This window comes from Xanthobacter pseudotagetidis (genome assembly GCF_043194795.2).
GTDB lineage: Bacteria > Pseudomonadota > Alphaproteobacteria > Rhizobiales > Xanthobacteraceae > Xanthobacter > Xanthobacter tagetidis_A.
Map to the genome: position 1 here is coordinate 4,193,993 of NZ_CM195534.1, position 23,923 is coordinate 4,217,915.

The 23,923-nt window shown below is 70.5% G+C and carries 19 protein-coding genes; 13 read left to right on the top strand and 6 right to left on the bottom strand.

What is annotated here, in order from left to right:
* Window positions 1-17: 17 nt before the first annotated feature.
* The 3 genes from xsc to V5F67_RS19250 all read right to left on the bottom strand — a co-directional run bounded on the left by xsc (window position 18) and on the right by V5F67_RS19250 (window position 4,876).
* On the bottom strand, window positions 18-1,793 hold the full coding sequence (xsc, locus tag V5F67_RS19240) for a sulfoacetaldehyde acetyltransferase (protein WP_394021838.1): 1,776 nt from the start codon (window positions 1,791-1,793) through the stop codon (window positions 18-20).
* A gap of 75 nt (window positions 1,794-1,868) precedes the next feature.
* A complete protein-coding gene (locus V5F67_RS19245) occupies window positions 1,869-3,206 on the bottom strand; it encodes an MFS transporter (protein WP_394021837.1) in 1,338 nt (445 codons plus the stop codon).
* Window positions 3,170-4,876 (bottom strand): GMC family oxidoreductase, encoded by a 1,707-nt coding sequence (locus V5F67_RS19250; RefSeq protein ID WP_394021836.1) that lies wholly within the window; start codon window positions 4,874-4,876, stop codon window positions 3,170-3,172. Before V5F67_RS19250 ends, V5F67_RS19245 begins: the two co-directional genes overlap by 37 nt.
* 219 nt (window positions 4,877-5,095) lie before the next feature.
* On the opposite strand from V5F67_RS19250, the gene V5F67_RS19255 reads away from it, so the two are divergent.
* The gene (locus V5F67_RS19255) at window positions 5,096-5,941 is read left to right on the top strand and encodes an IclR family transcriptional regulator (RefSeq protein WP_394021835.1); all 846 of its coding nucleotides are present in this window, start codon (window positions 5,096-5,098) and stop codon (window positions 5,939-5,941) included.
* 37 nt (window positions 5,942-5,978) lie between these two features.
* Here V5F67_RS19255 and V5F67_RS19260 read toward each other — a convergent pair whose 3' ends face one another.
* The gene (locus V5F67_RS19260) at window positions 5,979-6,515 is read right to left on the bottom strand and encodes a MerR family transcriptional regulator (RefSeq protein WP_394021834.1); all 537 of its coding nucleotides are present in this window, start codon (window positions 6,513-6,515) and stop codon (window positions 5,979-5,981) included.
* Between the two features lie 77 nt (window positions 6,516-6,592).
* On the opposite strand from V5F67_RS19260, the gene V5F67_RS19265 reads away from it, so the two are divergent.
* The 5 genes from V5F67_RS19265 to V5F67_RS19285 all read left to right on the top strand — a co-directional run bounded on the left by V5F67_RS19265 (window position 6,593) and on the right by V5F67_RS19285 (window position 13,142).
* Window positions 6,593-8,836: a heavy metal translocating P-type ATPase gene (locus tag V5F67_RS19265; protein ID WP_394021833.1), complete on the top strand. Its 2,244-nt coding sequence runs from the start codon at window positions 6,593-6,595 to the stop codon at window positions 8,834-8,836.
* A 158-nt stretch (window positions 8,837-8,994) separates the two neighbouring features.
* Window positions 8,995-9,363 carry a MarR family winged helix-turn-helix transcriptional regulator gene (locus V5F67_RS19270; RefSeq protein WP_394021832.1) on the top strand — a complete coding sequence of 123 codons (369 nt, stop codon included), beginning with the start codon at window positions 8,995-8,997 and terminating at the stop codon, window positions 9,361-9,363.
* Between the two features lie 141 nt (window positions 9,364-9,504).
* Window positions 9,505-10,518 carry an aldo/keto reductase gene (locus V5F67_RS19275; protein ID WP_394021831.1) on the top strand — a complete coding sequence of 338 codons (1,014 nt, stop codon included), beginning with the start codon at window positions 9,505-9,507 and terminating at the stop codon, window positions 10,516-10,518.
* 34 nt (window positions 10,519-10,552) lie between these two features.
* Complete coding sequence (locus V5F67_RS19280; RefSeq protein WP_394021830.1) at window positions 10,553-11,737, top strand: thiolase family protein; 1,185 nt, start codon at window positions 10,553-10,555, stop codon at window positions 11,735-11,737.
* A gap of 22 nt (window positions 11,738-11,759) precedes the next feature.
* Complete coding sequence (locus V5F67_RS19285; protein WP_394021829.1) at window positions 11,760-13,142, top strand: MATE family efflux transporter; 1,383 nt, start codon at window positions 11,760-11,762, stop codon at window positions 13,140-13,142.
* 9 nt (window positions 13,143-13,151) lie between these two features.
* Here V5F67_RS19285 and V5F67_RS19290 read toward each other — a convergent pair whose 3' ends face one another.
* Window positions 13,152-13,967 (bottom strand): SRPBCC family protein, encoded by an 816-nt coding sequence (locus V5F67_RS19290; RefSeq protein WP_394021828.1) that lies wholly within the window; start codon window positions 13,965-13,967, stop codon window positions 13,152-13,154.
* A gap of 30 nt (window positions 13,968-13,997) precedes the next feature.
* Window positions 13,998-15,140 carry a zinc-dependent alcohol dehydrogenase family protein gene (locus tag V5F67_RS19295; RefSeq protein ID WP_394021827.1) on the bottom strand — a complete coding sequence of 381 codons (1,143 nt, stop codon included), beginning with the start codon at window positions 15,138-15,140 and terminating at the stop codon, window positions 13,998-14,000.
* A gap of 132 nt (window positions 15,141-15,272) precedes the next feature.
* Here V5F67_RS19295 and V5F67_RS19300 point away from each other — a divergent pair, with 132 nt between their 5' ends.
* The 7 genes from V5F67_RS19300 to V5F67_RS19330 all read left to right on the top strand — a co-directional run bounded on the left by V5F67_RS19300 (window position 15,273) and on the right by V5F67_RS19330 (window position 23,878).
* Window positions 15,273-16,148 carry an FAD binding domain-containing protein gene (locus V5F67_RS19300; RefSeq protein WP_394021826.1) on the top strand — a complete coding sequence of 292 codons (876 nt, stop codon included), beginning with the start codon at window positions 15,273-15,275 and terminating at the stop codon, window positions 16,146-16,148.
* Complete coding sequence (locus tag V5F67_RS19305; protein WP_394021825.1) at window positions 16,145-16,633, top strand: (2Fe-2S)-binding protein; 489 nt, start codon at window positions 16,145-16,147, stop codon at window positions 16,631-16,633. The genes V5F67_RS19300 and V5F67_RS19305 overlap by 4 nt, the downstream gene beginning before the upstream one ends.
* A complete protein-coding gene (locus V5F67_RS19310; RefSeq protein WP_394021824.1) occupies window positions 16,630-19,026 on the top strand; it encodes a xanthine dehydrogenase family protein molybdopterin-binding subunit in 2,397 nt (798 codons plus the stop codon). The genes V5F67_RS19305 and V5F67_RS19310 overlap by 4 nt, the downstream gene beginning before the upstream one ends.
* A gap of 400 nt (window positions 19,027-19,426) precedes the next feature.
* Window positions 19,427-20,770: a CmpA/NrtA family ABC transporter substrate-binding protein gene (locus V5F67_RS19315; RefSeq protein WP_394021823.1), complete on the top strand. Its 1,344-nt coding sequence runs from the start codon at window positions 19,427-19,429 to the stop codon at window positions 20,768-20,770.
* Window positions 20,771-20,835: 65 nt separating this feature from the next.
* Complete coding sequence (gene ntrB / locus V5F67_RS19320; protein WP_394021822.1) at window positions 20,836-21,732, top strand: nitrate ABC transporter permease; 897 nt, start codon at window positions 20,836-20,838, stop codon at window positions 21,730-21,732.
* 10 nt (window positions 21,733-21,742) lie between these two features.
* Window positions 21,743-22,537, top strand: a complete 795-nt coding sequence (locus V5F67_RS19325) for an ABC transporter ATP-binding protein (protein WP_394021821.1) — start codon at window positions 21,743-21,745, stop codon at window positions 22,535-22,537.
* 129 nt (window positions 22,538-22,666) lie between these two features.
* Entirely contained in the window at window positions 22,667-23,878 is a 1,212-nt protein-coding gene (locus V5F67_RS19330) for an NAD(P)/FAD-dependent oxidoreductase (RefSeq protein ID WP_394021820.1), read from the top strand.
* The last annotated feature ends 45 nt before the right edge of the window (window positions 23,879-23,923 follow it).

Consider the following 23,923-nt stretch of genomic DNA (forward strand, 5'->3'; position numbering starts at 1 on the left):
CCCCGCCCGAACTGGGGTCAGCGCGCGAGCTGCTGGCGCATGTCGGACCGCTCGATGCCGGCCACCGGGACCGGCTTCTTCATGGCGTCGCGACGGAACGGCTCGCCCAGCTCCTGGTTCAGCACCACCTCGATGAAGGTGGTGACGCCCTTCTTCTGGTCCTCGGCCGCGGTGTGGATGGCCTCCTTCAGGCTCTCCACGGTCTCGACCCTCACGCCCTTGAAGCCGCAGCCTTCGGCGATCTTGGCGTAGGAAAGCTTCGGGTCGAGCTCGGTGCCGACGAAGTTGTTGTCGTACCAGAGCGTCGTGTTGCGCTTCTCCGCGCCCCACTGGAAGTTGCGGAACACCACCATGGTCACGGCCGGCCACTCCTCGCGGCCGATGGAGGTCATCTCGTTGATGGAGATGCCGAACGCGCCGTCGCCGGCGAAGCCGAACACTGGCACGTCGGGGCAGCCAATCTTGGCGCCGATGATGGCCGGAAAGGCGTAGCCGCACGGCCCGAACATGCCGGGCGCGAGATACTTCCGACCATCCTCGAAGCTCGGATAGGCGTTGCCGATGGCGCAGTTGTTGCCGATGTCCGTGGACATGATGACGTTCTTCGGCAACGCCGACTGGATCGCCCGCCAGGCCTGGCGCGGCGACATGCGGTGGCTGTCGCGGGCGCGGGCCTCCTCGTTCCAGCGGGTGCCGGGGTCGTCGTCCTCGTGGTCCATGGAGGCGAGCTGCTGGAGCCAGCGCGAGCGCGTCTGGTGGATCAGCGCGCGGCGCTCCTCGCGCCCGGCATTGCCGGCGCCGGGAGCGAGCTGCGCCAGGATCTGGCTCGCCACTTCCTTGGCGTCGCCGCAGATGCCGACCGTGATCTTCTTGGTGAGGCCGATGCGGTCCGGGTTGATGTCGACCTGGATGATCTTGGCCCCGCGCGGCCAGTAGTCGATGCCGTAGCCGGGCAGCGTGGAGAAGGGATTGAGGCGGGTGCCGAGCGCCAGCACCACGTCAGCCTTGGCGATCAGCTCCATGGCGGCCTTCGAGCCATTGTAGCCGAGCGGCCCGACCGAGAGCGGATGGTTGCCGGGGGCGGCGTCGTTGTGCTGGTAGCCGGAGCAGACCGGGGCCTCGAGGCGCTCGGCGAGCGCCATGGCCTCGCCGATGGCGTCGCCGATCACCACGCCGGCGCCGTTCAGCACCACGGGGAACTTGGCCTCGGACAACAGGCGGGCCGCCTCGGCGATGGCCTGGCGGCCGCCCGCGGGGCGCTCGAGGCGCACGATCTGCGGCAGCTCGATGTCGATCACCTGGGTCCAGAAATCGCGCGGCACGTTGATCTGGGCGGGCGCGCTGGCGCGCCAGGCCTTCTCGATCACGCGGTTGAGCACCTCGGCCACGCGGGAGGGGTCGCGCACCTCTTCCTGGTAGCAGACCATGTCCTGGAACATGGCCATCTGCGAGACTTCCTGGAATCCGCCCTGGCCGATGGTCTTGTTGGCCGCCTGGGGCGTCACCAGCAGCATGGGGGTGTGGTTCCAGTAGGCGGTCTTCATGGCGGTGACGAAGCCGGTCACGCCCGGGCCGTTCTGGGCGATGGCCATGGCCATGCGCCCGGTGGCGCGCGTGTAGCCGTCGCAGATCAGGCCGGCATTGGTCTCGTGGGCGCAGTCCCAGAAGCGGATGCCGGCCTTCGGGAACAGGTCGGACACCGGCATCATGGCGGAGCCGATGATGCCGAAAGCCTCGTTGATGCCGTGCGCCTGCAGGACTTTGATGAACGCCTCTTCGGTGGTCATCTTCATGACGGAGCAATCCTCTCGGAAACGAATGGGGAGAAGGAGGCGGCGGCCGCGCGCCGCCTCCGATCCGGACAAGCGCTACTGTGCGGGCTGGCGCGCGGCTTCCGCCGATGAGCGCTGCGCGATGTCCGACGCGCGTGGCGCCGGAGCCTTGATGGCCATGGCCGAAAGCATGGACACCAAAGCGGCGAACACCACGTAGCCGGCGACCTGCCAGGGCTGCCCGTCGCCGCGGGCGAGCAGGTAGGTGGCGATGATCGGGGTGATGCCGCTCGCGAAGATTCCCGAGAACTGGTAGACGAACGAGATGCCGGTGTAGCGCACCCGGGCGTCGAACAGGTCCGAGAACAGGGCCGCTTCAGGCCCGTAGCACATGGCGTAGAGCACCCCGAACGGCACCACGATGCCGAGCGCGATCAACGGCAGCGAGCCGGTCGAGAACAGCCAGAAGGCCGGGAACGCGACCAGGGCCAGCAGCAGCGAGCCGATGGCGTAGGTCCGCGGGCGGCCCCATTTGTCGGAGAGCTTGCCGAACATCGGGATGGTGAACACCATCACGAAGGCGGCGAGCGTCACCAGCCACAGCGCCGTGGTGCGCGGAACCTTCACGTAGTTCGCGAGATAGACGATGGAGAACACCGCGAAGACGTTGAAGAACACGCCGTCGATGTAGCGCACGCCCATGCCGAGCAGGATGTTGCGCGGATACTCCTTGATCATCGTCACGAACGGGATGGCCTGCGCCTTGTTGGCGGCCTTCACCTGCTCGAACTCCGGCGTCTCGTGCACCTTCAGGCGGATGTACATGCCGACGAAGACCAGAATGATCGAGCCGATGAAGCCGACGCGCCAGCCCCAGCTCATGAACTGCTCTTCCGGCAGCATGGAGACGATGGCGGTGACGCCGGAGGCGAGGCACAGGCCGAGCGCGAGGCCGATCTGCGGGATGGAGGCGAAGAAGCCGCGCTTGTTCTCGGGCGCGTATTCATACGCCATGAGCACCGCGCCGCCCCACTCGCCGCCGATGCCGATGCCCTGGGCGATGCGCAGGATCAGCAGCAGGATCGGCGCGGCGATGCCGATCTGAGCGTAGGTCGGCAGCAGGCCGATGGCGACGGTCGCGACGCCCATGATCATCAGCGTGATGATGAGCATGCTCTTGCGGCCGAGCTTGTCGCCGAAATGGCCGAAGATAAGCCCGCCCACCGGACGCGCCACGAAGCCGATGGCGAACGTGGTGTAGGCCAGAAGGATCGAGATCACCGGATCGTCGGCCGGAAAGTACAGCTTGTTGAACACGATGCCGGCGACGATGCCGTAAAGGAAAAAGTCGTACCATTCGATGGTCGCGCCGATGACGCTGGCGCCGACCACCCGCCTCAGTTCACGACTTGAAGCTCCCGCTTGCCCAGCCATTGTTGTGTCCTCCCATCATTGATCGAATTCTGGGCGTTGTCTCGCCCGATGCTGTTGTTCAGCGTGTCCTCGCGGATCATGTCGGCGGCTTTTTCTCCGATCATGATCGCGGGAATGTTGGTGTTGCCGGACACGAGCCGCGGCATCACGGAGCAGTCCACCACCCACAGGCCGTCGACGCCGCGCACGCGCAGGCGCGGGTCCACCACCGCCTCGCGGTCATCCTCCCGCCCGATGCGGCAGGTGCCGACCGGGTGGAAGATGGTGGCGCCGTATTCGCGGGCGAAGGCGAGCAGGCCGTCGTCGTCGGTGACGCCCGGTCCCGGCAGCTTCTCTTCCGCCACGTAGTCGGCGAAGGGCGCCGTGGCGGCGAGGCGGCGGGCGAACTTCATGCCCTCCACCGCGCAGCGGCGGTCTGTCTCGGTGGCGAGATAGTTGGCGGTGATCTTCGGCGCGTCGAGCGGATCGGCGGAGCCGAGGCGCACCGCGCCGGTGCTCTCCGGCCGCAGCTGGCACACCGAGAGCGTGAAGCCGGAATAATCGTGCACCTTGCCGCCCGCCATGTCGGCGGAGAGCGTGCCGATGTGGAACTGGATGTCGGGGGTCTTCGATTCCGGCAGCACCCTGGTGAAGAGGCCGCCCTGGTTGATGCCGATGGCGAGCGGGCCGCCCCGGAACAGGGCGTATTCGAGGCCCATGCGCAAACGGCCGACAATGGAATTCAGCGCGTCGTTGGTGGTGATGGGCCTGGTGCAGCGATAGAGCAGGCGCAGCTGCAGGTGATCCTGCAGGTTGCCGCCGACGCCGGGGCTGTCCACGTAGACGCCGATGCCGTTGGCGCGCAGGTGCTCCGCCGGCCCGATGCCCGAGAGCATCAGCAGCTGCGGCGACTGCACCGCGCCCGCCGACAGGACCACCCCGCGACGCGCCTTCAGCGCCTTGACCTGACCGCCCACGCTCACCTCGACGCCGACGGCGCGGCCATTCTCGAACAGCACGCGGCGCGCCTGCGTCTCGGTGAGGATGCTGAGGTTGGAGCGGCCGGCGGCGGGGGCGAGATAGGCCTTGGCCGCGCTCACGCGCAGGCCGTTGCGGGTGGTCAGCTGATAATAGCCGACGCCCTCCTGGTCGGCGCCGTTGAAGTCTTCGGTCTCGGGCACGCCGAGCTTCCTGGCGCTTTGCTTGATGACCTCGATCAACTCGTGCTTGCGCGGGATAGAGCTCACCGTCACCGGCCCGCCGGTGCCGTGCAGCGGATCGCCGGCGAAGTGGGCATTGTCCTCGAGCTTCACGAAATAGGGCAGCACGTCGTCGAAGGACCAGCCGTCGGCGCCGCCCTGGGCCCAGCCGTCATAGTCTTCCTTCTGGCCGCGGATGACGATGAGACCGTTGATGGACGAGCAGCCGCCGAGCACGCGCCCGCGCGGCCAGTAGATGCGCCGGCCGCCCATGGTGGGCTCCGGCTCGGTGTGGAACCGCCAGTTCAGGCGGTCGTTCCACATGGTCTTCCCGTAGCCGATCGGCACGTGAATCCAGGGATTGCTGTCTTTCGGTCCGGCCTCCACCAGAGCCACGCGGCTTTTGCCGTCCTCGCTCAGGCGGTTGGCCAGGACGCATCCGGACGACCCCGCGCCGATGACGACGAAGTCGAAGGTTTCCTCGCCTTGCATTGGCAGTTTCCTCTCTGCGGGACTGACGATGCGACGAAGGGATGAGACGAGTCAAATCATATTTTGAGCTACAATAGCTCATTAAATGAGATTTTTGTTGTGCGCCGCAGAAGACTTCATGCTGCACCTGCACCGGACCCGGCTGCATTTGACTTGCCTCCTCAAGCCGATAAGGGTGGCCGGGAAGCGGATCGCAGACGGCGGATGGCAGCGGCGGACATGGCGCAGAGACGAGCGGCGCGCAAAGCGGATGAGCTTCAGGCCGGCCTCCCCGAGGCGGAGGCGGCAGAAGTGCCGGCGCCGCGGATCGAGGAGCGGGACAACGCCTCGGCGATGCTGCGGGCGCTCGATCTCCTGAGCGAGGTGGCGCGCTCCGAGGTCGCCTTGAGCGTCCCCGATCTGTGCGCGCGCCTGCCGTTGCCGAAGCCGACCGTGCACCGGCTCTGCCAGAAGCTGGAGGCGGAGAACTATCTGGTGCGCGAGCCCGATGGCCGCCGCTTCGCCATCGGCCCGCGCTTCCTGCGCATGGGCTTCGACATGCTGCGCAACACCGTGAGCTCGGAGCGCCGCAGCATCCTTGAAGCCTTGGTCGAGGTCGCGGGCGAGACCTGCAACTTCGTCACCCGCGCCGGCAGCGAGGCGATCTATCTCGATCGCGTGGAGGCGAGCTGGCCGCTGCGCATGCACCTGGACGTCGGCTCGCGGGTGCCCATGCACTGCACCGCCAGCGGCAAGCTCTTCCTCGCCACCATGCGCCCGTCGCAGCGCCGGCGCATCATCGAGACGCTGCACCTCAAGGCGCATACGCCCAACACGCTCACCAGCGTCGCGGCGCTGGAATCCGAGCTGGAGCGCATTGCCGCCGACGGCTACAGCATGGACGAGCAGGAATTCCTGGAGGGTCTCGTCGCCATCGCCGTTCCGGTGAAGGACGCCAAGGGCGGCGTGGTGGCGGCCGTGGCCTGCCATGGCCCCCTGCCGCGCTTCACCCTGGACAAGGCGCTGACCCTGGTGCCCCACCTGAAGGACGCCGCGCGCAAGCTGGGCCGCACCCTGCCGGAATAGCGCCTCTTCGCCCGCAGCCGCCGGCTTCGGAACGCGCTCAGCCCCGCGTCCGGCGCCCGGACCTGCCCTGCCCGCTGGTCCTTGCGCCTGCGGCTGCGCCGGTTTCGTGAAAGCGGCACTGGCCATGGTCGGCCAGCGTCTCGATCACCCGGCAGTCGGCCACGCGTCCATGCGCGCAGGCATGGACCATCTGCTTGAGCTCCGCCTCCAGCGCCTTGAGCGCCGAGATGCGCCGGCGCACCTCCACAAGCCGCGCCCCGGCGATCGCATCGGCCTCGGCGCAGGACTGGTCCGGCAGGTCCTGGAGATGCAGCAGCGTGCGGATGGCATCGAGCTCGAAGCCCAGCTCGCGCGCATGGCGGATGAAGACCAGGCGCTTCACCGCGTCCGCCCCGTAGAGGCGACGGTTCCCCTCGGTGCGGGGCAGCGGCGGCAGGAGGCCGGCCTCCTCGTAGAAGCGGATGGTGGGCACCTTCACGCCGCTCGCCTGCGCCGCCGCGCCGATGCTCAGGAGCGCATCCGGTGGCCCCTTCGCTCTGCCTGGGTGCGCCGCTCGCGCCGTGCGGTTGGACATGGGGCTTGCTCCTCTAGTCGCTAGAGCATTTAGGGTGCCGGCCGAATGAATGGAAGGGCGAGCAGAAAGGCCGCAGGATGAACGCTCCGCAGGTTCTCAGCCGGTTCCGCGTCACGGGCATGGACTGCGCGTCCTGCGCCGCCAAGATCGAGGGCGCGGGCCAGCGGGTGGAAGGCATCACCGAGATCAGCGTATCGGTGGCGGCCGGCACGGTCTCGGTGCGGCACGCGGAGGGGCTCGACCTCACGGCGCTGACGCGGCGCCTCGCGCCCATGGGCTACACGCTTGCCCCCCTCCCCGCCGCCGGCGCCCCGGTGGAGGCCCAGCACGGCGCCGGCGCCTGCTGCGGGCACGATCATCACGGCCACGACCATGGCGCGACGCCTCCGGCCGCCGCCACGGCGGCGGCTGGCGATGCCCACCCGCCCGGCGGCGATGCGCATGCCGCGCCGGTGGACGGGCGCTGGTGGAGCACCGCCAAGGCGCGCCTGACGCTGGCGAGCGGGGCGGCTCTGGCAGCGGCGTTCGGCGCCGGGTTCCTGCTGCCGGCTGTGAAGGACTGGATCTTCATCGTCGCCATGCTGGTGGGCCTCGTGCCGATCGCCCGCCGCGCCATCGCCGCGGCGGGTAATGGAATGCCATTCACCATCGAAATGCTGATGACCATCGCCGCGGTGGGCGCGGTGATCATCGGTGCCGCGGAGGAAGCGGCGGCGGTGGTGTTCCTGTTCCTGGTGGGCGAGCTTTTGGAAGGGGTTGCCGCCGGCCGCGCCCGCGCCGGCATCCGCGCGCTGGCGGCGCTGGTGCCCAAGACCGCTTTGCTGGAGCGCGGGACGACCACCGTCGAAGTCCCGGCGGACAGCCTCGTCCTGGGCGAAGTCGTCCTGGTCCGTCCCGGCGAGCGCATCGCCGCCGACGGCGTGGTCCTGTCCGGCGAGAGCGGGGTCGACGAGAGCCCGGTCACGGGCGAGAGCGCGCCGGTGGCGAAGGCGCCCGGCGCCACCGTGTTCGCCGGCACGGTGAACGGCGAGGCGGCGCTGCGCATCCGCGTCACCGCGGCGGCGCAGGACAACACCATCGCCCGCGTGGTCCGCCTGGTGGAGGAGGCGCAGGAGGCGCGCGCGCCGACCGAGCGCTTCATCGACAGCTTCTCGCGCTACTACACCCCGGCGGTGGTCGCGGTGGCGGCGCTGGTGGCCGTGGTGCCGCCGCTCGCCTTCGGCGGCAGCTGGGACGAATGGATCTACAAGGGCCTCGCCATCCTGCTGATCGGCTGCCCGTGCGCGCTCGTCATCTCCACCCCCGCCGCCATCGCCTCGGGCCTCGCGGCCGGCGCCCGGCGCGGGCTGCTGATGAAGGGCGGCGCGGTGCTGGAGACGGCGCGCAAGGTCACCGCCGTGTGCTTCGACAAGACCGGCACCCTCACCGAGGGCAAGCCGCAGGTGACGGACATCCTCGCCGCCGCGCGGCCGCAGGCGGAGGTGCTGGCGCTCGCCGCCGCGCTGGAGTCGGGATCGAGCCATCCGCTGGCCCACGCCATCCTCTCCCGCGCCGAGGCCGAGGGCATCGCCCCGGTCGCCGCGGAGGCGGCGAAGGCCTTGGGCGGCAAGGGCGTCTCGGGCCTGGTGGACGGCCGGGAGGTGTTCCTGGTCTCGCCCCGCGCCGCCGCCGCGCTGGCGCCGCTCGGCCCGGAGCTGGAGGCGCGCATCGCCGGCCTCAACGGCGAGGGCAAGACCTGCTCGGTGGTGGTGGCGGACGGCGCCGTCGCCGGCGTCATCGCCATGCGCGACGAGCCGCGCCCCGACGCCGCCGACGGCATCCGCGCGCTCGCCGCGCAGGGCATCCGCACCCTCATGCTCACCGGCGACAACCGGCGCACCGCCGAGGCCATCGGCGCGGCGCTCGGCATCGAGGTGCGCGCCGAGCTGCTGCCGCAGGACAAGCTCGACGCCGTCGGCGCGCTGAAGCGCGAAGGCGCCGTGGTGGCGAACGTGGGCGACGGCATCAACGATGCCCCGGCGCTCGCCGCCGCCGACATCGGCATCGCCATGGGCGGCGGCACCGACGTGGCGCTGGAGACGGCGGGCGCCGCCGTTCTGCACGGCCGGGTGACGGACGTGGCGGCGATGATCGACCTCTCCCGCCGCACCATGGGCAACATCCACCAGAACATCGCCATCGCCCTCGGCCTCAAGGCGGTGTTCCTGGTGACCACCATCGCCGGCATCACCGGCCTCTGGCCGGCCATCCTCGCCGACACCGGCGCGACGGTGCTGGTGACGCTCAACGCGCTGCGGCTGCTGGCGACCCGCCCCGGCTGAGGCGACGGCCCGGGTGGCGTGCGGGACGCGGCCACCCGGCGGAGCGCGAGCAGGCCGGCGATCGCTGCGTTCAGCCGAAACATCCTCGCGCCGACTGGACAAGCGCGGTTATCGGGCATATACCCGCATCCATGACATCGCCCTGTTATTGCGCCCGCATGCGGATGGCGACACGGAAGATCTCGGCGTTCTACGACGAGGGCCTGGCGCCGTCCGGGATCAACGTCGCCCAATACGGGCTGCTGCGCCGAATCGCGGCCAAGAACATGAGCCTGACCGAGCTTGGCGCCTCGGCCGGGCTCGACCGCTCGACCATCGGCCGCAACGTGCGGGTGCTGGAGCGGATGAAGCTCGTCAAATCGGCGCGCGGAAAGGACCAGCGGGAGGCGGTGGTCTCCCTGACCGAGGCCGGAACGGCGACGCTCGCAGCAGCGACGCCGCTCTGGCAGGCCTGCCAGAAGAAAGTGGAGGAACGCCTCGGCCCGGAGAAGCTGGAAGTGCTGCGAGAGGCCCTCGAAGCCCTCTGACGCATCGTTTCGAACGGCTTTGCGGGTATATGCCCGCCTTCAGTTCGCAAGCCCGCGCGGCCTCGGGGCCGGGCGGGCCGCCCCCGTCATCACCGCCGGCCTGCCGCTCCGCCGCACGCCCGGACCAGTGGAAGCAGACACATGGACCACATCCCCTTCGGACGCACCGGCCTGATGGTCTCGAAGCTCGCCCTCGGCACCGCGACCTTCGGGACCGGCTGGGGCTACGGCGCCGACGCCGCGACCGGCGCCGCGATCCTCAATGCCTACGACGAGGCGGGTGGAAACTTCATCGACACGGCCGATGTCTACCAGTTCGGCCAGTCGGAGGAGATTCTCGGCACCCTGCTCGACGGCCGCCGGGAGCGGTTCGTGCTCGCCACCAAGTTCGCGAACGGCGCCGCAGCGGGCGCGGACCGGCTGGTCACCGGCAACAGCCGCAAGGCGATGATCGCCTCGATCGAGGCGAGCCTCAGGCGCCTCAGGACGGATCGCGTGGACCTGCTCTGGGTCCACCATCCGGACGGCGTGACGCCGGCCGAGGAGATCGTGCGCGGCCTCGACGACCTCGCCCGCGCCGGCAAGATCCTGTTCGGCGGCCTGTCCAACTTTCCCGCCTGGCGCCTCGCCCGAGCGGCGACGCTCGCCGAGATGGGCCGCGCGGCGCCCATCGCCGCCGCCCAGTTCGAGCATTCCCTGGTCCATCGCGCACCCGAGGCCGACCTCTTTCCCGCCGCCCGCGCGCTCGGGCTCGGCATCGTCACCTGGTCGCCGCTCGGCGGCGGCGTGCTCACCGGCAAGTACCGGCGCGGCGAGACCGGACGCGCCGAAGCGCTCGGCGGACGCGTGTTCCAGGCCGAGAACACGGCCCAGCGCTCCGCGGTCGTCGACACCGTGCTCGACATCGCCGGCGCCCGCGGCGTGGCGCCGGACCAGGTGGCCATCGCGTGGGCGGCGCGCCATCCCAGCGTGCCTCTGCTCGGGCCGCGCACGCTCGACCAGCTGAAGAGCAACCTCGCCGCGCTCGCGCTTGCGCTCTCCGGCGAAGAGCTCGCCCGCCTCGACGCCGCCAGCGCGCACCAGGGATCGCTCCTGCCCGAGGTCGCCGCCCAGTTCGCGGACCGCCCGCAGGCCGGCGCCCTTCCCGTCGCCTGAGGCCCCTCGCACGCGCAACCAAGGAGACCTTCCGATGACCGCCTCCGACATCCTCATCACGCAGCCGGTACGCACCGCCATCGGCGCCTATAACGGATCGCTGAAGGGCATCCCCGCCACCGAGCTTGGCGCCGTGGTGGTGCGCGAGACCTTGCGCCGCGCCGGCCTCGCCGCCGAAGGCATCGGGTCGGTGATCATGGGCAACGTGATCCAGGCCGGCAACCGCATGAACCCGGCACGCCAAGCGGCGATCGGCGGCGGCCTTCCGGTCTCGGTGCCGGCCATGACCGTCAACCGCGTGTGCGGCTCCGGGGCGCAGGCGATCCTCACCGCCGCCCAGGAGATCGGCGCCGGCGACATCGCGGCCGCGGTGGCCGGCGGCATGGAGAACATGGACCGCGCGCCGTACCTCATGGACGGCGGGCGCTGGGGCTATCGCATGGGTCCGGCCACCATCCTCGACAGCATGCTGACCGACGGCCTCAACGACGCCTTCTCCGGCGCCCATTCCGGCTGGCACACCGAGGACCTCGTGGCGCAGATGCAGATCACCCGCGCCGATCAGGACGCCTTCGCCGCGCGCTCGCAGGAGCGGTTCGCCGCCGCCCAGGCGGCGGGCCGGTTCGCGGACGAGATCGTCGCCATGGAGGTGAAGGGCCGCAAGGGAGTGGAAAGCTTCGAGGCCGACGAGGCGCCGCGCCCGGAGACCACCCTGGATGTGCTCGCCCGGCTGAAGCCCGCCTTCCGGCCAGACGGCACCATCACCGCCGGCAACGCGCCGGGCCTGAACAGCGGCGCGGCGGCCATGGTGGTGTCGAGCCGGGGCTTCGCCGATGCCAACGGCCTCGCGCCGCTCGGCCGGCTGGCAGGCCACGGCGTCGCGGCGGTGGAGCCGGGCCTGTTCGGCCTCGGCCCGGTGCCGGCCGTGCGCAAGGCGCTGGCCCGTGCCGGATGGACGCTGGGCGATATCGAGCGGATCGAGATCAACGAGGCGTTCGCCGCCGTGCCGCTGGCCGTGGCGCGCACGCTCGGCCTGCCGGAGGCGATCGTCAACGTGGAGGGCGGCGCGGTGGCGCACGGCCATCCCATCGGCGCCACCGGCGCGGTGCTGGTGACGCGGCTGCTGCACGGCATGCGGCGCGACGGCATCCGCCGGGGCATGGTCACCTTGTGCATCGGCGGCGGCCAGGGCATCGCCCTTGCCCTCGAAGCCGCCTGAGCCGTCACGAAAGGCCCCAGCCATGACCGATGCGACCGCCTCCACGCGCGCGGCAGCCGCCCAGCCGCTCGAAGGCCGCACCCGGCGCCTGGTGGAGGCGCCCATGCTGCCGCTGCTGCTGTCCATGGCATGGCCCAACATGCTCATCATGGTGGCGCAGGCGGCCACCGGGCTGATCGAGACCTGGTGGATCTCGCACCTCGGCACCGACGCGCTCGCCGGCATGGCGCTCGTGTTTCCGCCGGTGATGCTCATGACCATGATCTCCGCCGGCGCCATGGGCGGCGGCATCTCCTCCGCCGTCGCCCGGGCGCTGGGCGCCGGACGGCGCGAGGAGGCGGACGCGCTGGTGCTCCACGCCGTGGTCATCAACGCCGGCCTGGGCGCCGCCTTCTCGCTCGTCTTCCTGCTGTTCGGGCGCCCCATCTACACCGCGCTCGGCGGCACCGGCGGCGCCCTGGAGGCGGCCCTCGTCTATTCCAACACGGTGTTCGCGGGCATCGTCTTCGTGTGGGTGATGAACGCGCTCGCCAGCGTCATCCGCGGCACGGGGGACATGCTCTTTCCCGCCATCGTCATCTGCGCCGGCGTCACGTTCCTGGTCCCGGCCTCGCCGGTGCTGATCTTCGGGCTCGGCCCCATCCCCGGCCTCGGCGTCGCCGGGGGCGGGGTGGCGCTGACGCTGTTCTACGCCGTGGGCACGCTCGCCATGGCCTGGCGCGTCGCCTCCGGGCGCAATCCGGCACGCTTCAAGTGGGTGCGCCTGCGCTGGGCGCTGATGAAGGGCATCCTGAAGGTCGGCGCGGTCTCCGCCATCGCTTCCATCCAGACCAATCTCACCATCGCCGGCGCCACCGCCCTCGTCGCCGCGGCGGCCGGGGTCGAGGCGGTGGCCGGGTTCGGCACCGGCGCGCGGCTCGAATACCTGCTGATCCCGCTCATCTTCGGCATCGGCGCGCCGCTGGTGGCGCTGGTGGGCACCAATATCGGCGCCGGGCGCGGCGACCGGGCGCTGTCCATCGCGCTCCTCGGCGGCGGCCTCGCCTTCCTCGTCACCGAGGCCATCGGCATCGCCGCGGCGCTGTGGCCTCAGGCGTGGCTGTCGCTGTTCAGCGACGACCCGGCCATGATCGCCGCCGGCAGCCAGTATCTGCGGATCGTCGGGCCGGCCTACGGCTTCTTCGGCCTCGGCATGGCGCTCTATTTCGCCTCGCAGGGCGCGGGACGGCTGTTCTGGCCGCTGGCGAGCGGCTTCCTGCGCGTCGCGCTGGCGCTGGGCGGGGGCTGGCTCGCGCTCGCGCTCACCGGCTCGCTTCCGGCGCTGTTCGCGGCGCTGGCCGTGGCGCTGGTCGCCTACGGCCTGACCATCCTCGCAGCTGTGCGGTCCGGCGCCTGGTTCAGGTAGCCGGCGCGCTCAGCCGCGCCGGCCGTCGAGCCGGCCGAACAGGTAGCCGATGGCGGCGACGACGATCAGCAGCACCGCGAGCAAGAACTCGCCGGAGACCGGAAAGCCCCCGCCCGCCGCCTGCGACATGCCGCCGAACAGGAACCCGGCGACGGCGAAGGCGCCCATGAGCACGCCGATCGCCAGCGGCCGCAGCGGCCCGGACGCGGGCGCGGCCGGGGGAGCGGCGCGCGGCGGCTGCGCCGGAGCGCCGGACGCGGCCGCCGGCCCGGGCGGGATCGCGGCAGCAGCCGAAGCCGCGGCAGCAGGAGCCGCCTGGGGCGCGGCCTCATTCGGTGTGGCTTGATTCGGAGCAGCTTGATTCGGCGCAGCGTCCTGGGCCTGCCGGGCCAGCACCTCCTGCGCGAAGCGCTTGAAGAAGGCGCCGGACATCTGCTTGGCGGTGGCGTCGATGAGGCGCGCGCCCAATTGGGCGAGCTTGCCGCCCACCTGCGCCTCCACCTCGTAGCGCAGGATGGTCTCGGCGCCGTCCTCCTCCAGGCTCACCCTGGCGTCGCCCTTGGCGAAGCCGGCGACGCCGCCCTGCCCCTCGCCCGAGATGCGGTAGCTCTTGGGCGGGTCGAGGTCGAGCAGCGTCACCGCGCCGGAGAAGCGCGCGCTCACCGGCCCCACCTTCAGCACCACGGTGGCGGTCATCTCGGTGTCCGAGAGCTTGTTCAGCTCCTGGCAGCCGGGAATGCAGGCCTTGAGCACCTCGGGGTCGTTCAGCGCCCGCCACACGGCTTCCCGCGGGGCCGGAATGCGCTGCTCGCCGGTCATGTCCATGAAGGTCGTCTCCCGTTCGCGGCGCCGGCCTCAGCCGGCGAAATCCACCACCAGGCGCACCACCGAGCCGTCGTGCAGCCGGTCGAAGCCTTCGTTGATCTCGTCGAGCCGGATGGCGCCGCTCATCAGCTTGTCCACCGGCAGGCGGCCGGACTTGTAGAGGTCCACGTAGCGCGGCAGGTCGCGTACCGGCACGCAGGTGCCGATATAGCTGCCCTTCACCGTGCGCTCCTCCGCCACCAGGCTGACGATGTTCACCGGCAGCGTCGCCTCGGGCGGCGGCAGTCCGGCGGTGACCGTGGTGCCGCCGCGCTTGGTCATCTTGTAGGCGTTCTCCAGCGCCCGCGCCGAGCCGGCGAACTCGAAGGCGAAGTCGGCCCCGGCGCCGCCCGCATGGGCGCGCACCTGCTCCACCGCGTCGGGGGCGCGCGCGTCCACCGTGGCGGTGGCGCCGAGCGCCTTGGCAAGCTCGAGCTTCTCCGGCGAGAGGTCCACCGCCACCACCTTGGTCGCCCCTGCGGCGATGGCGCCCAGCACGGCGGCGAGGCCGACGCCGCCGAGGCCGATCACGGCGACGCTCTCGCCCGGCTGCACCCGCGCCGTGTTGATGACCGCGCCGACGCCGGTGAGCACCGCGCAGCCGAACAGCGCGGCGATGGGCAGCGGAATGTCCTGGTCGATCTTCACCAGCGAGCGGCGCGAGACCACCGCGTGGTCGGCGAAGGCGGAGCAGCCGAGATGGTGATGGATCTCGGAATGGTCGTGCCCGCACAGGTGCAGGCGGATGGCGCCGGTGAGCAGCCGCCCCTTGCCGTTCGCCACCGCGCCGGGCTCGCACAAAGCCGGACGGCCCTCCGCGCACGGCAGGCAGTGGCCGCAGCTCGGCATGAACACCATCACCACGTGGTCGCCGGGCACCAGATCCTCGACGCCCTCGCCCACTTCCACCACCGTGCCGGCGGCCTCGTGGCCGATGGCCATGGGCATGGGCCGGGGGCGCGAGCCGTTGATGACCGAGAGGTCCGAATGGCACAGCCCGGCGGCGCCGATCTTCACCAGCACCTCGCCGGGGCCGGGCCGATCCAGCTCCAGTTCCTCGATCTTGAGGGGCTCGCTCTTGGCGTAGGGATGCTCCGCGCCCATCTGGCGCAGGACGGCGGCTCTGATCTTCATCGCGGCGAATTCCTCCGTGGATTCCGCATGCAGGCCCACTGCGGGAAGCGGGCCGGCGGCTTGACACCCTCTAACATAGTTCAATAATGCAAGTAACTCTGGAATGAAAGCGCAGATGCCGGAACCCGACGCATGAAGCCTGCCCGGTTCGACTATGTCCGCGCCGAGACCATCGCCCATGCGGCGGAGATTCTGGCGCGCGCGGGGGGCGACGGCAAGGTGCTGGCCGGCGGGCAGAGCCTCATGCCCATGATCAATTTCCGCCTGGTGAAGCCCTCGGTGCTGGTGGACATCAACCATATCGCCGGGCTCGATAAGATCGCGCTCGCGGACGGCAGGCTCACGCTGGGCGCGCTGGTGCGGCACCGCATGACGGCGGAGGACCCGCTGGTGGAGCGGCACGCGCCGGTGCTGCACCACGCCATGAAGCACGTGGCGCACCTCACCGTGCGCAACCGCGGCACCTTCTGCGGCAGCGTCTGCCATGCCGACCCGGCGGCCGAGATGCCGATGATGGCGCTGCTGCTCGACGGCCTGATCCACATCGCCTCCGCGCGCGGCCGTCGCACCGTTCCGGCGCGCGACTTCTTCGTCGGATCGCTGGTCACGGCGCTGGAGCCGGACGAGATGGTCACCGCCATCGCGGTCGACGCCGTGCCGCCCGGCGCCGGCTGGGGCTTCGAGGAGTTCGCGCGCCGCCACGGCGACTATGCGCTCGCCAGCGTCGCCGTGGTCCTGGAGCGGCAGGGCGGCGTCGCCCGCAACGTGCGCGTCGCCACCATGGGGGTGGGCGAGATGCCCGCGCGCATGGACGGCGTGGAAGGCGCGCTCGAAGGCACCGCCCTGGACGACCGCGCCATCGACGGCGCCGTCGAGCTGCTGCGGGCGGCGGTCTCGCCCAATTCCGACCTCAACGCATCGGCCGACTACCGCCGGCACCTGGTCGGCGCGCTCGCCCGCCGCGCCCTCGCCGACGCCTGGTCCCGCGCCAGGGAGACGGCCCAGTGAACGCGCGCACCGAGATCACCATCACCGTCACCGTCAACGGCATGGCCCACACCCGCGCGGTCGACCCGCGGCTGCTGCTGTCCGACTTCCTGCGCCAGGAGATCGGCCTCACCGGCACCCATGTGGGCTGCGAGCACGGCGTGTGCGGCGCCTGCACCATCCTGCTCGACGGGCGCAGCGCCCGCTCCTGCCTGCTGCTGGCGGTGCAGCTCGACGGCGCCGCCATCGAGACCGTGGAGAGCCTCGGCGCCATGGACCGGCTCGGCCGGGTCCAGGAGGCCTTCCGCAGCAACCACGCGCTCCAGTGCGGCTTCTGCACGCCCGGCTTCCTCATGACCATCACCGACATGCTGCGGCACCATCCGCTGGAGAGCGACGCGGAGATCCGCGAGGCGCTCTCCGGCAACATCTGTCGATGCACCGGCTACGAGCACATCGTGAATGCCGTGCGCGAGCTGGCGCGCGAGCGGGGGCCGCTGAAGTGAGCGGTCCGGCGAAAAGCGTCGATGCCTCGGTCGAGCTGCGCCCCAAGCTCGTCGGCCAGCGCATCAAGCGCACCGAGGACCCGCGCCTGCTCACGGGATCGGGACGCTACGTGGACGACATCGCCCTGCCCGGCATGCTGCACGTGGCGGTGCGCCGCTCGGACCAGCCGCATGCCCGCATCCTCTCCATCGACGTGGGCGAGGCGTTCTCCATCCCCGGCGTCGTCGCCATCTTCGATGCGCGCGACATCGAGGGCGACATCCGCCCCGCCATCCCCACCTCGCGCATGGACGGCTACTACGCGACTCCCATCCGCCCGCTGGCGGACGGCAAGGTGCGCTACACCGGCGAGCCGGTGGTGGCGGTGGTGGCGGAGAGCCGCTACGCCGCCGAGGACGCGCTGGAGCAGATCGCCATCGCCTACGAGCCCCTGCCGTTCGCCATAAGGCAGGTGGACGCGGTGGAGCCCGGCGCGCCGCTCCTCCACGAGGAGGCGGGCAGCAACGTCATCATCGCCCGCCAGTTCCAGCGCGGCGACGTGGACGCGGCCATCGCCGAGGCGCCTGTCACCGTGCGCGCGCGCTTCCGCATGACGCGCAAGACGCCCGTGCCGATGGAGAACCGCTGCTATCTCGCCGAGTGGGACAGGCGCAAGCGCGCGCTCACGCTCCACACCTCATCGAACATCCCCGGCATCGTCCGCGACGTGCTCGCCGAGTGCCTCGACCTCCCCGGCAACCGGCTGCGCGTGGTGGCGCCGGACGTGGGCGGCAGCTTCGGCGGCAAGGGCTCGCTCAACCACGAGGAGATGCTGGTCTGCGTGCTGGCGAAGAAGCTGGAGCGCCCGATCAAGTTCACCGCCGACCGCATGGAGGACCTCACCGCCATGAGCCAGGCGTTCGACGAGTTGATCGACGCCGAGCTGGCGGTGGACGCCGAAGGCCGGCTCATCGGCCTCCGGGCGGACGTGATCGGCGATATCGGCGCCTACTCCGTCTATCCCTGGACCGGGGCGCTGGAGCCGGTGCAGGTGGTGAGCTTCCTGCCCGGCCCCTATCGCATGCAGCATTATCGCGGCCGGGTGCGCGGCGTGCTCACGCCGAAGCCGCCCACCGGGCCCTATCGCGGCGTCGGGCGGCCCTCCTCCACCTTCGCCATGGAGCGGCTGATCGACATGGCCGCGCGCAGGGTCGGCCTGGACCCTGCGGAGATCCGGCGGCGCAACCTCGTCACGGCGGAGGAATTTCCCTATCGCACCGGCTCCGGCATCATCTGGGACAAGTCGGCGTTCCAGGAGTGCCTGGAAGGGGCGTGCGCGGACTATCCGGCGCTGGTGAAGGCGCGCGATGCCGCCCGCGCCGAGGGCCGCTGGGTGGGCATCGGCCTCGCGAGCTACGCGGAATTGACCGGCATCGGCTCGCGCATCGCGGTGGCGCCGGGCATGCCCATCAACACCGGCACCGAGACCGCGTCCATCCGCATCGACGCCACCGGCGCGGTGACGGCGGCGTTCGGCATCTCCTCCCATGGCCAGGGCCTGGAGACGACGCTGGCCCAGATCGTCGCCGACGAATTGGGCTGCCGGTTCGAGGACGTGGAGATCCAGCACGGTGACAGCGCCCTGGTGCCCATGGGCACCGGCACCTATGCCAGCCGCTCGGCGGTGCTCGGCGGCGGCGCCGCCACCAAGAGCGCCCGCGTGGTGAAGACCAAGGTGCTGAAGGCCGCCGCCCACCTCATGGACGTGCCGATGGAGGACCTGGAGGCCGAAAACGGCCTCATCCGCGCCCGCACGTCCAACGCCACCATGACCTTCAAGGAGGTGGCGCGGGCGGTCTACTCGCAGATGGGCCGCATCCCCTACGACCAGCGCGAGGACCTCGTCGCCGAGGAGACCTACGATCCCTATCTCGGCACGGCCTGCGCCTCCACCCACCTCGCCATGGTGGAGGTGGACCGCGACACGTTCGGCGTCACCGTCACCCATTTCGTCGTGGCGGAGGATTGCGGGCGCATCATCAACCCCCTGATCGTCGAGGGGCAGGTGCACGGCGCGGTGGCGCAGGGCATCGGCGCGGCGCTGCTGGAGGAGGTGGTGCACGACGAGGCGGGCCAGCTGCTGACCGCGAGCCTCGCCGACTACCTGGTGCCGGTCGCCACCAACATGCCGGACATCGGCATCGTCCATATCGAGGCCGACCTGCCGAACAATCTCGGCGGCTTCCGCGGCATGGGCGAGGGCGGCACCATCGGCGCCCCGGCGGCCATCGCCAACGCGATCTCCGACGCGCTCGCCCCGCTCGGTATCGAGATCGATACCCTGCCGGCGACGCCGGAGCGCCTGTTCCGGCTGGTGGAGGCGGCGCGGGCGCGGGACGAGCGGGCCGGGTGACGCCCGTCCCCCGCGGGGGACCTTCCGTCAGGCGGAGGCATGACGGCGGAAAACAGGGCGAAAAAGCCCCCGGCCGCGCTTCTCCCGCCGTTGCGCGGCGCACAATAGCGCGGCAGATGGCGCCAGGGTGCGCCGCAAAAGAATGCAACATTCATTCGCGCCTAAGATTTCATCATTCATGGAATTGATGAATTCCAAATACTTAGGCTGACCGCTCGTTTGGCACGCCTTTTGAATATTGAGTGCCGAGCGCGGTCAACGACGACTGCGCCGCCCAATTCGTCCCAATGACGGGACCCGCAGCAGAGCCGCTGACACCGATGGCCGAAGGCCGTCGCGCTGTCCGCGGCTTTTTTCGTTTCGGGTCCTGCGATCGCCAGCCCATCCAGAGGGGAAAGAAATGAGCGACGACGTGAAGGTGAAGTCCGGTTCCGTTTCCGCCGATGACGGCGTGTCCCGCCGCTCGTTGCTGAAAGGCTCCGCCGCGGCGCTCGGCACGGCCGCCCTGTTCGAGAGCATTCGCATGGCATTCCCCGGCGGCGTGCCGGCGGCCTATGCCTCCGAGGCGCCGGAGACCACCAAGGCGACGCTGGGCTTCATCGCCCTCACCGACGCGGCGCCGCTGTTCGTCGCCAAGGAGAAGGGACTGTTCGACAAGTACGGCATGACCGATGTGAACGTCGCCAAGCAGGCCTCCTGGGGCACCACGCGCGACAACCTCGTGCTCGGCTCCGAGGGCAACGGCATCGACGGCGCCCACATCCTCACGCCGATGCCGTATTTGATCTCCGCCGGCAAGGTGACGCAGAACAACGTGCCGACGCCGATGTACATCCTCTCCCGGCTGAACCTGAACAGCCAGTGCATCTCGGTGGGCCAGGAATATATCGACCTCAAGATCGGCCTCGACACCAAGCCGTTCAAGGAGGCGCTGGAGAAGAAGAAGGCCTCCGGCAAGCCGGTGAAGGCCGCCATGACCTTCCCGGGCGGCACCCACGACCTGTGGATCCGCTACTGGCTCGCCTCCGGTGGCATCGACCCCGACAAGGACATCGAGACCATCGTCGTCCCGCCGGCCCAGATGGTGGCCAACATGAAGGTGGGCACCATGGACTGCTTCTGCGTCTGCGAGCCGTGGAACGCCCAGCTCATCAACCAGAAGATCGGCTACACCGCGATCAACACCGGCGAGCTCTGGAAGGACCATCCCGAGAAGGCCTTCGGCATGCGCGCCGCCTACGTCGACAAGAACCCCAAGGCGGCCATGGCGCTGCTGAAGGCGGTGATGGAGGCGCAGATGTGGTGCGACAAGATGGAGAACCGCGAGGAGGTCGCCAGGATCTGCGCCAAGCGCCAGTGGATCAACGTGCCGCCCGCCGACGTCATCGACCGCATGAAGGGCCGCTTCGACTACGGCACCGGCCGGATCGTCGAGAAGAGCCCGGTGTGGATGAAGTACTGGCAGGACTACGCGTCCTACCCCTGGCAGAGCCACGATCTGTGGTTCATCACCGAGGACCAGCGCTGGGGCAAGTTCGAGCCCGACTACGACGCCAAGGCGCTGATCGCCAAGGTGAACCGCGAGGACCTGTGGCGCGAGGCGGCCAAGGCCCTGTCGGTGCCGGCGGCGGAGATCCCCACCTCCACCTCGCGCGGCAAGGAGACTTTCTTCGACGGCAAGGTGTTCGATCCCGAGAACCCCGGCGCCTATCTCGCCACCCTCGACATCAAGCGCATCGCGTGACCGCCGGGCCGCCCCCCGCGCGGGGGGCGGCCGCACCCTGATCGCCGCCACACGGAGCGAGCCCGATGAACATGACCGTCCGCAAACTGCACGAGGGGGCGCCGGCCGCCGTGGCCCCCGCCGCCGTGGTCGCGCTCCCAGCGCCGAAGCGCGCTCCGGCGGGCGAAAAGCTACTGGCCTATCTCAAGATGGTCGCGGCGAACGTGATCCCGCCCTTCCTGGTGCTCGCCTTCCTGGTGGCGCTGTGGGAGATGCTGTGCAGCGCCCCCGGCGCCTCGCTGCCGCCGCCCTCGTCCATCATCCAGAATTCCTGGGAGCTGATCGCCGATCCGTTCTACGACCGGGGCGGCCTCGACAAGGGCCTGTTCTGGCACATCCTCGCCTCGCTCCAGCGTGTGGCGGTGGGCTACAGCCTCGCCGCCGTGGTGGGTGTCGCGCTCGGCACCCTCATCGGCCAGTCCACCTGGGCCATGCGCGGGCTCGACCCGCTGTTCCAGGTGCTGCGCACGGTGCCGCCGCTGGCCTGGCTGCCGCTCTCGCTCGCCGCCTTCCGCGACGGCCAGCCGGCCGCCGTGTTCGTGATCTTCATCACCGCCATCTGGCCGATCATCATCAACACCGCGGTCGGCATCCGCAACATCCCGCAGGATTACCGCAACGTCGCCGCGGTGCTGCGGCTCAATCCGATCGAATTCTTCCTGAAGATCATGATCCCGGCGGCGGCACCCTACATCTTCACCGGTCTTCGCATCGGCATCGGCCTCTCCTGGCTGGCGATCATCGCGGCGGAGATGCTGATCGGCGGCGTCGGCATCGGCTTCTTCATCTGGGATGCCTGGAACTCGTCGCTCATCGGCGACATCATCGTGGCGCTCATCTATGTCGGCATCGTCGGCTTCGTGCTCGACCGCATCATTGCCGCCATCGGCGCCTTCGTCACCCGCGGCACCGCCGCTTCCTGAGGAGGCCGACATGGGCGCCTATCTGAAGCTCGATCACATCGACAAGACGTTCACCCGCGGGTCCGCCTCCACCAACGTGCTGAAGGAGGTGACGCTCGACATCGAGAAGGGCGAGTACGTCTCCATCATCGGCCATTCGGGCTGCGGCAAGTCCACCTTGCTCAACATCGTCGCCGGCCTCACCGGCGCCACCGCCGGCGGCGTGATCCTCGACGGGCGGGAGGTGAACGCGCCCGGCCCGGACCGCGCGGTCGTGTTCCAGAACCACTCGCTGCTGCCCTGGCTCACGGTCTACGAGAACGTGCGCCTGGCGGTGGACAAGGTGTTCTCCGGCACCCGCTCGAAGGCCGAGCGCCACAGCTGGACCCTGCACAATCTCGACCTGGTGCAGATGGGCCATGCCAAGGACAAGCGCCCCTCGGAGATCTCCGGCGGCATGAAGCAGCGCGTCGGCATCGCCCGCGCGCTCGCCATGGAGCCGAAGGTGCTGCTGCTCGACGAGCCGTTCGGCGCCCTCGACGCGCTGACCCGCGCCCACCTCCAGGACAGCGTGATGCAGATCCACGCGAGCCTCGGCAACACCATCCTCATGATCACCCACGACGTGGACGAGGCGGTGCTGCTTTCCGACCGCATCGTGATGATGACCAACGGCCCCTCCGCCCGCATCGGCGAGGTGCTGGAGGTGAAGCTCGCCCGTCCGCGCAAGCGCCTCGACCTGGTGACCAACGCCACCTACCTCAAGGCCCGCGAGGCGGTGCTGAAGTTCCTCCACGAGCGCCACCGCTTCGTCGAGGCCGCCTGAGCCGCCGGCCCCGGCCGCGCGCCGGGGCCTTCCCCCCGGGGAGGCGGACCCGCCACCCCGGCCCTTTCCGATCCGCACGGCGTTCCGGCTTGCCCGGCGCCGCCAAAGACCCGAGGAAACCCCACCCCCATGGGCGCGCCGCTCCTCATCATCGGCAACGGCATGGCCGCAGCGAAGCTCTGCGAGGAGCTGAGCACCCGCGCGCTCGGGCGCCATGCGGTGTGCGTGATCGGCGCCGAGCCGCACCTCGCCTACAACCGGGTGCTGCTCTCCGAGGTCCTGGCCGGCCGCATGGGCGCCGAGGAGGCGCAGATGCGGCCCGCCCGATGGTGGCGGGACAGGGGCGTGACGCTGCAATACGGCACCGCCGTCGCCGCCATCGACCGGGCCGCGCGCGCGGTGGCGCTGGCGGACGGGCGGCGCCTGCCCTACGCGCAGCTGGTGCTCGCCACCGGCTCGCATCCGATCCGCCTGCCGCTGCCGGGCATGGACCTTCCCGGCGTCCACGCCTTCCGCGACCTTGCCGACGTGACGGCGCTGCTCGCCGCCGCCCGCATCGCCGGTACCCGCGCGGTGGTGATCGGCGGCGGCCTGCTCGGCCTCGAAGCCGCCGCGGGCCTCGCCGGCGCCGGGGTCGACACCACGCTCGTCCACCTCATGGACCGGCTGATGGAGCGCCAGCTCGACGCCCCCGCCGCCGCTCTGCTGCGGCAGGCGGTGGAGGCGCGCGGCGTGAAGGTGGAGCTGTCCGCCTTCAGCGCGGCCGTCGGCGGCGACGGCCGCGTCGAGGGGCTGAAGCTGAAGGATGGGCGCACCCTGCCCGCCGACCTGCTGGTGGTGGCCTGCGGCGTCGCCCCCAATGGCGACCTCGCCCGCGCCGCCGGCCTGGAGGTGGGGCGCGGCGTCAAGGTGGACGACCGGCTCGCCACCAGCGATCCGGCGATCTTCGCCATCGGCGAATGCTGCGAGCATCGCGGCGTCACCTACGGCCTCGTCGCCCCGGCCTACGAGCAGGCGGCCGTCCTCGCCCGCCGCCTCGCGGGGGAGGACGCGCGCTACGAGGGCTCGGTGGTCTCCACCAATCTCAAGGTCTCCGGCGTCCACGTGTTCTCGGCCGGCGACGTCATCGGCGGCGACGGCGCCGAGGAGATCGTCCTCGCCGACCGCCGCCTCGGCCTCTACCGCCGGCTGGTGATCCGCGACGGCGTCCTCGCGGGGGCGGTGCTGTTCGGCGATACGGCGGACGGAAAATATTACCTTCAACTGATCACGGATCGCACACCCATCGGCCCCTTGCGCGCGGAGCTGGCCTTCGGCCGCCCCATGCCGGCGGCCGCCTGAGGGGCGACCGGGCGAACACCGCAAGAGAACGGAAAAGAGCAGGAC

Bases quoted from the DNA above. Each gene is read 5' to 3' on its own strand.
- V5F67_RS19290 (WP_394021828.1), bottom strand. From the start codon at position 13,967: ATGGACATGACCGGCGAGCAGCGCATTCCGGCCCCGCGGGAAGCCGTG.
- V5F67_RS19255 (WP_394021835.1), top strand. From the start codon at position 5,096: ATGGCGCAGAGACGAGCGGCGCGCAAAGCGGATGAGCTTCAGGCCGGC.
- V5F67_RS19250 (WP_394021836.1), bottom strand. From the start codon at position 4,876: ATGCAAGGCGAGGAAACCTTCGACTTCGTCGTCATCGGCGCGGGGTCG.
- V5F67_RS19285 (WP_394021829.1), top strand. From the start codon at position 11,760: ATGACCGATGCGACCGCCTCCACGCGCGCGGCAGCCGCCCAGCCGCTC.
- V5F67_RS19280 (WP_394021830.1), top strand. From the start codon at position 10,553: ATGACCGCCTCCGACATCCTCATCACGCAGCCGGTACGCACCGCCATC.
- V5F67_RS19245 (WP_394021837.1), bottom strand. From the start codon at position 3,206: ATGGCTGGGCAAGCGGGAGCTTCAAGTCGTGAACTGAGGCGGGTGGTC.
- V5F67_RS19330 (WP_394021820.1), top strand. From the start codon at position 22,667: ATGGGCGCGCCGCTCCTCATCATCGGCAACGGCATGGCCGCAGCGAAG.
- V5F67_RS19325 (WP_394021821.1), top strand. From the start codon at position 21,743: ATGGGCGCCTATCTGAAGCTCGATCACATCGACAAGACGTTCACCCGC.
- V5F67_RS19270 (WP_394021832.1), top strand. From the start codon at position 8,995: ATGCGGATGGCGACACGGAAGATCTCGGCGTTCTACGACGAGGGCCTG.
- V5F67_RS19315 (WP_394021823.1), top strand. From the start codon at position 19,427: ATGAGCGACGACGTGAAGGTGAAGTCCGGTTCCGTTTCCGCCGATGAC.
- xsc (WP_394021838.1), bottom strand. From the start codon at position 1,793: ATGAAGATGACCACCGAAGAGGCGTTCATCAAAGTCCTGCAGGCGCAC.
- V5F67_RS19265 (WP_394021833.1), top strand. From the start codon at position 6,593: ATGAACGCTCCGCAGGTTCTCAGCCGGTTCCGCGTCACGGGCATGGAC.
- V5F67_RS19275 (WP_394021831.1), top strand. From the start codon at position 9,505: ATGGACCACATCCCCTTCGGACGCACCGGCCTGATGGTCTCGAAGCTC.
- ntrB (WP_394021822.1), top strand. From the start codon at position 20,836: ATGAACATGACCGTCCGCAAACTGCACGAGGGGGCGCCGGCCGCCGTG.
- V5F67_RS19295 (WP_394021827.1), bottom strand. From the start codon at position 15,140: ATGAAGATCAGAGCCGCCGTCCTGCGCCAGATGGGCGCGGAGCATCCC.
- V5F67_RS19300 (WP_394021826.1), top strand. From the start codon at position 15,273: ATGAAGCCTGCCCGGTTCGACTATGTCCGCGCCGAGACCATCGCCCAT.
- V5F67_RS19260 (WP_394021834.1), bottom strand. From the start codon at position 6,515: ATGTCCAACCGCACGGCGCGAGCGGCGCACCCAGGCAGAGCGAAGGGG.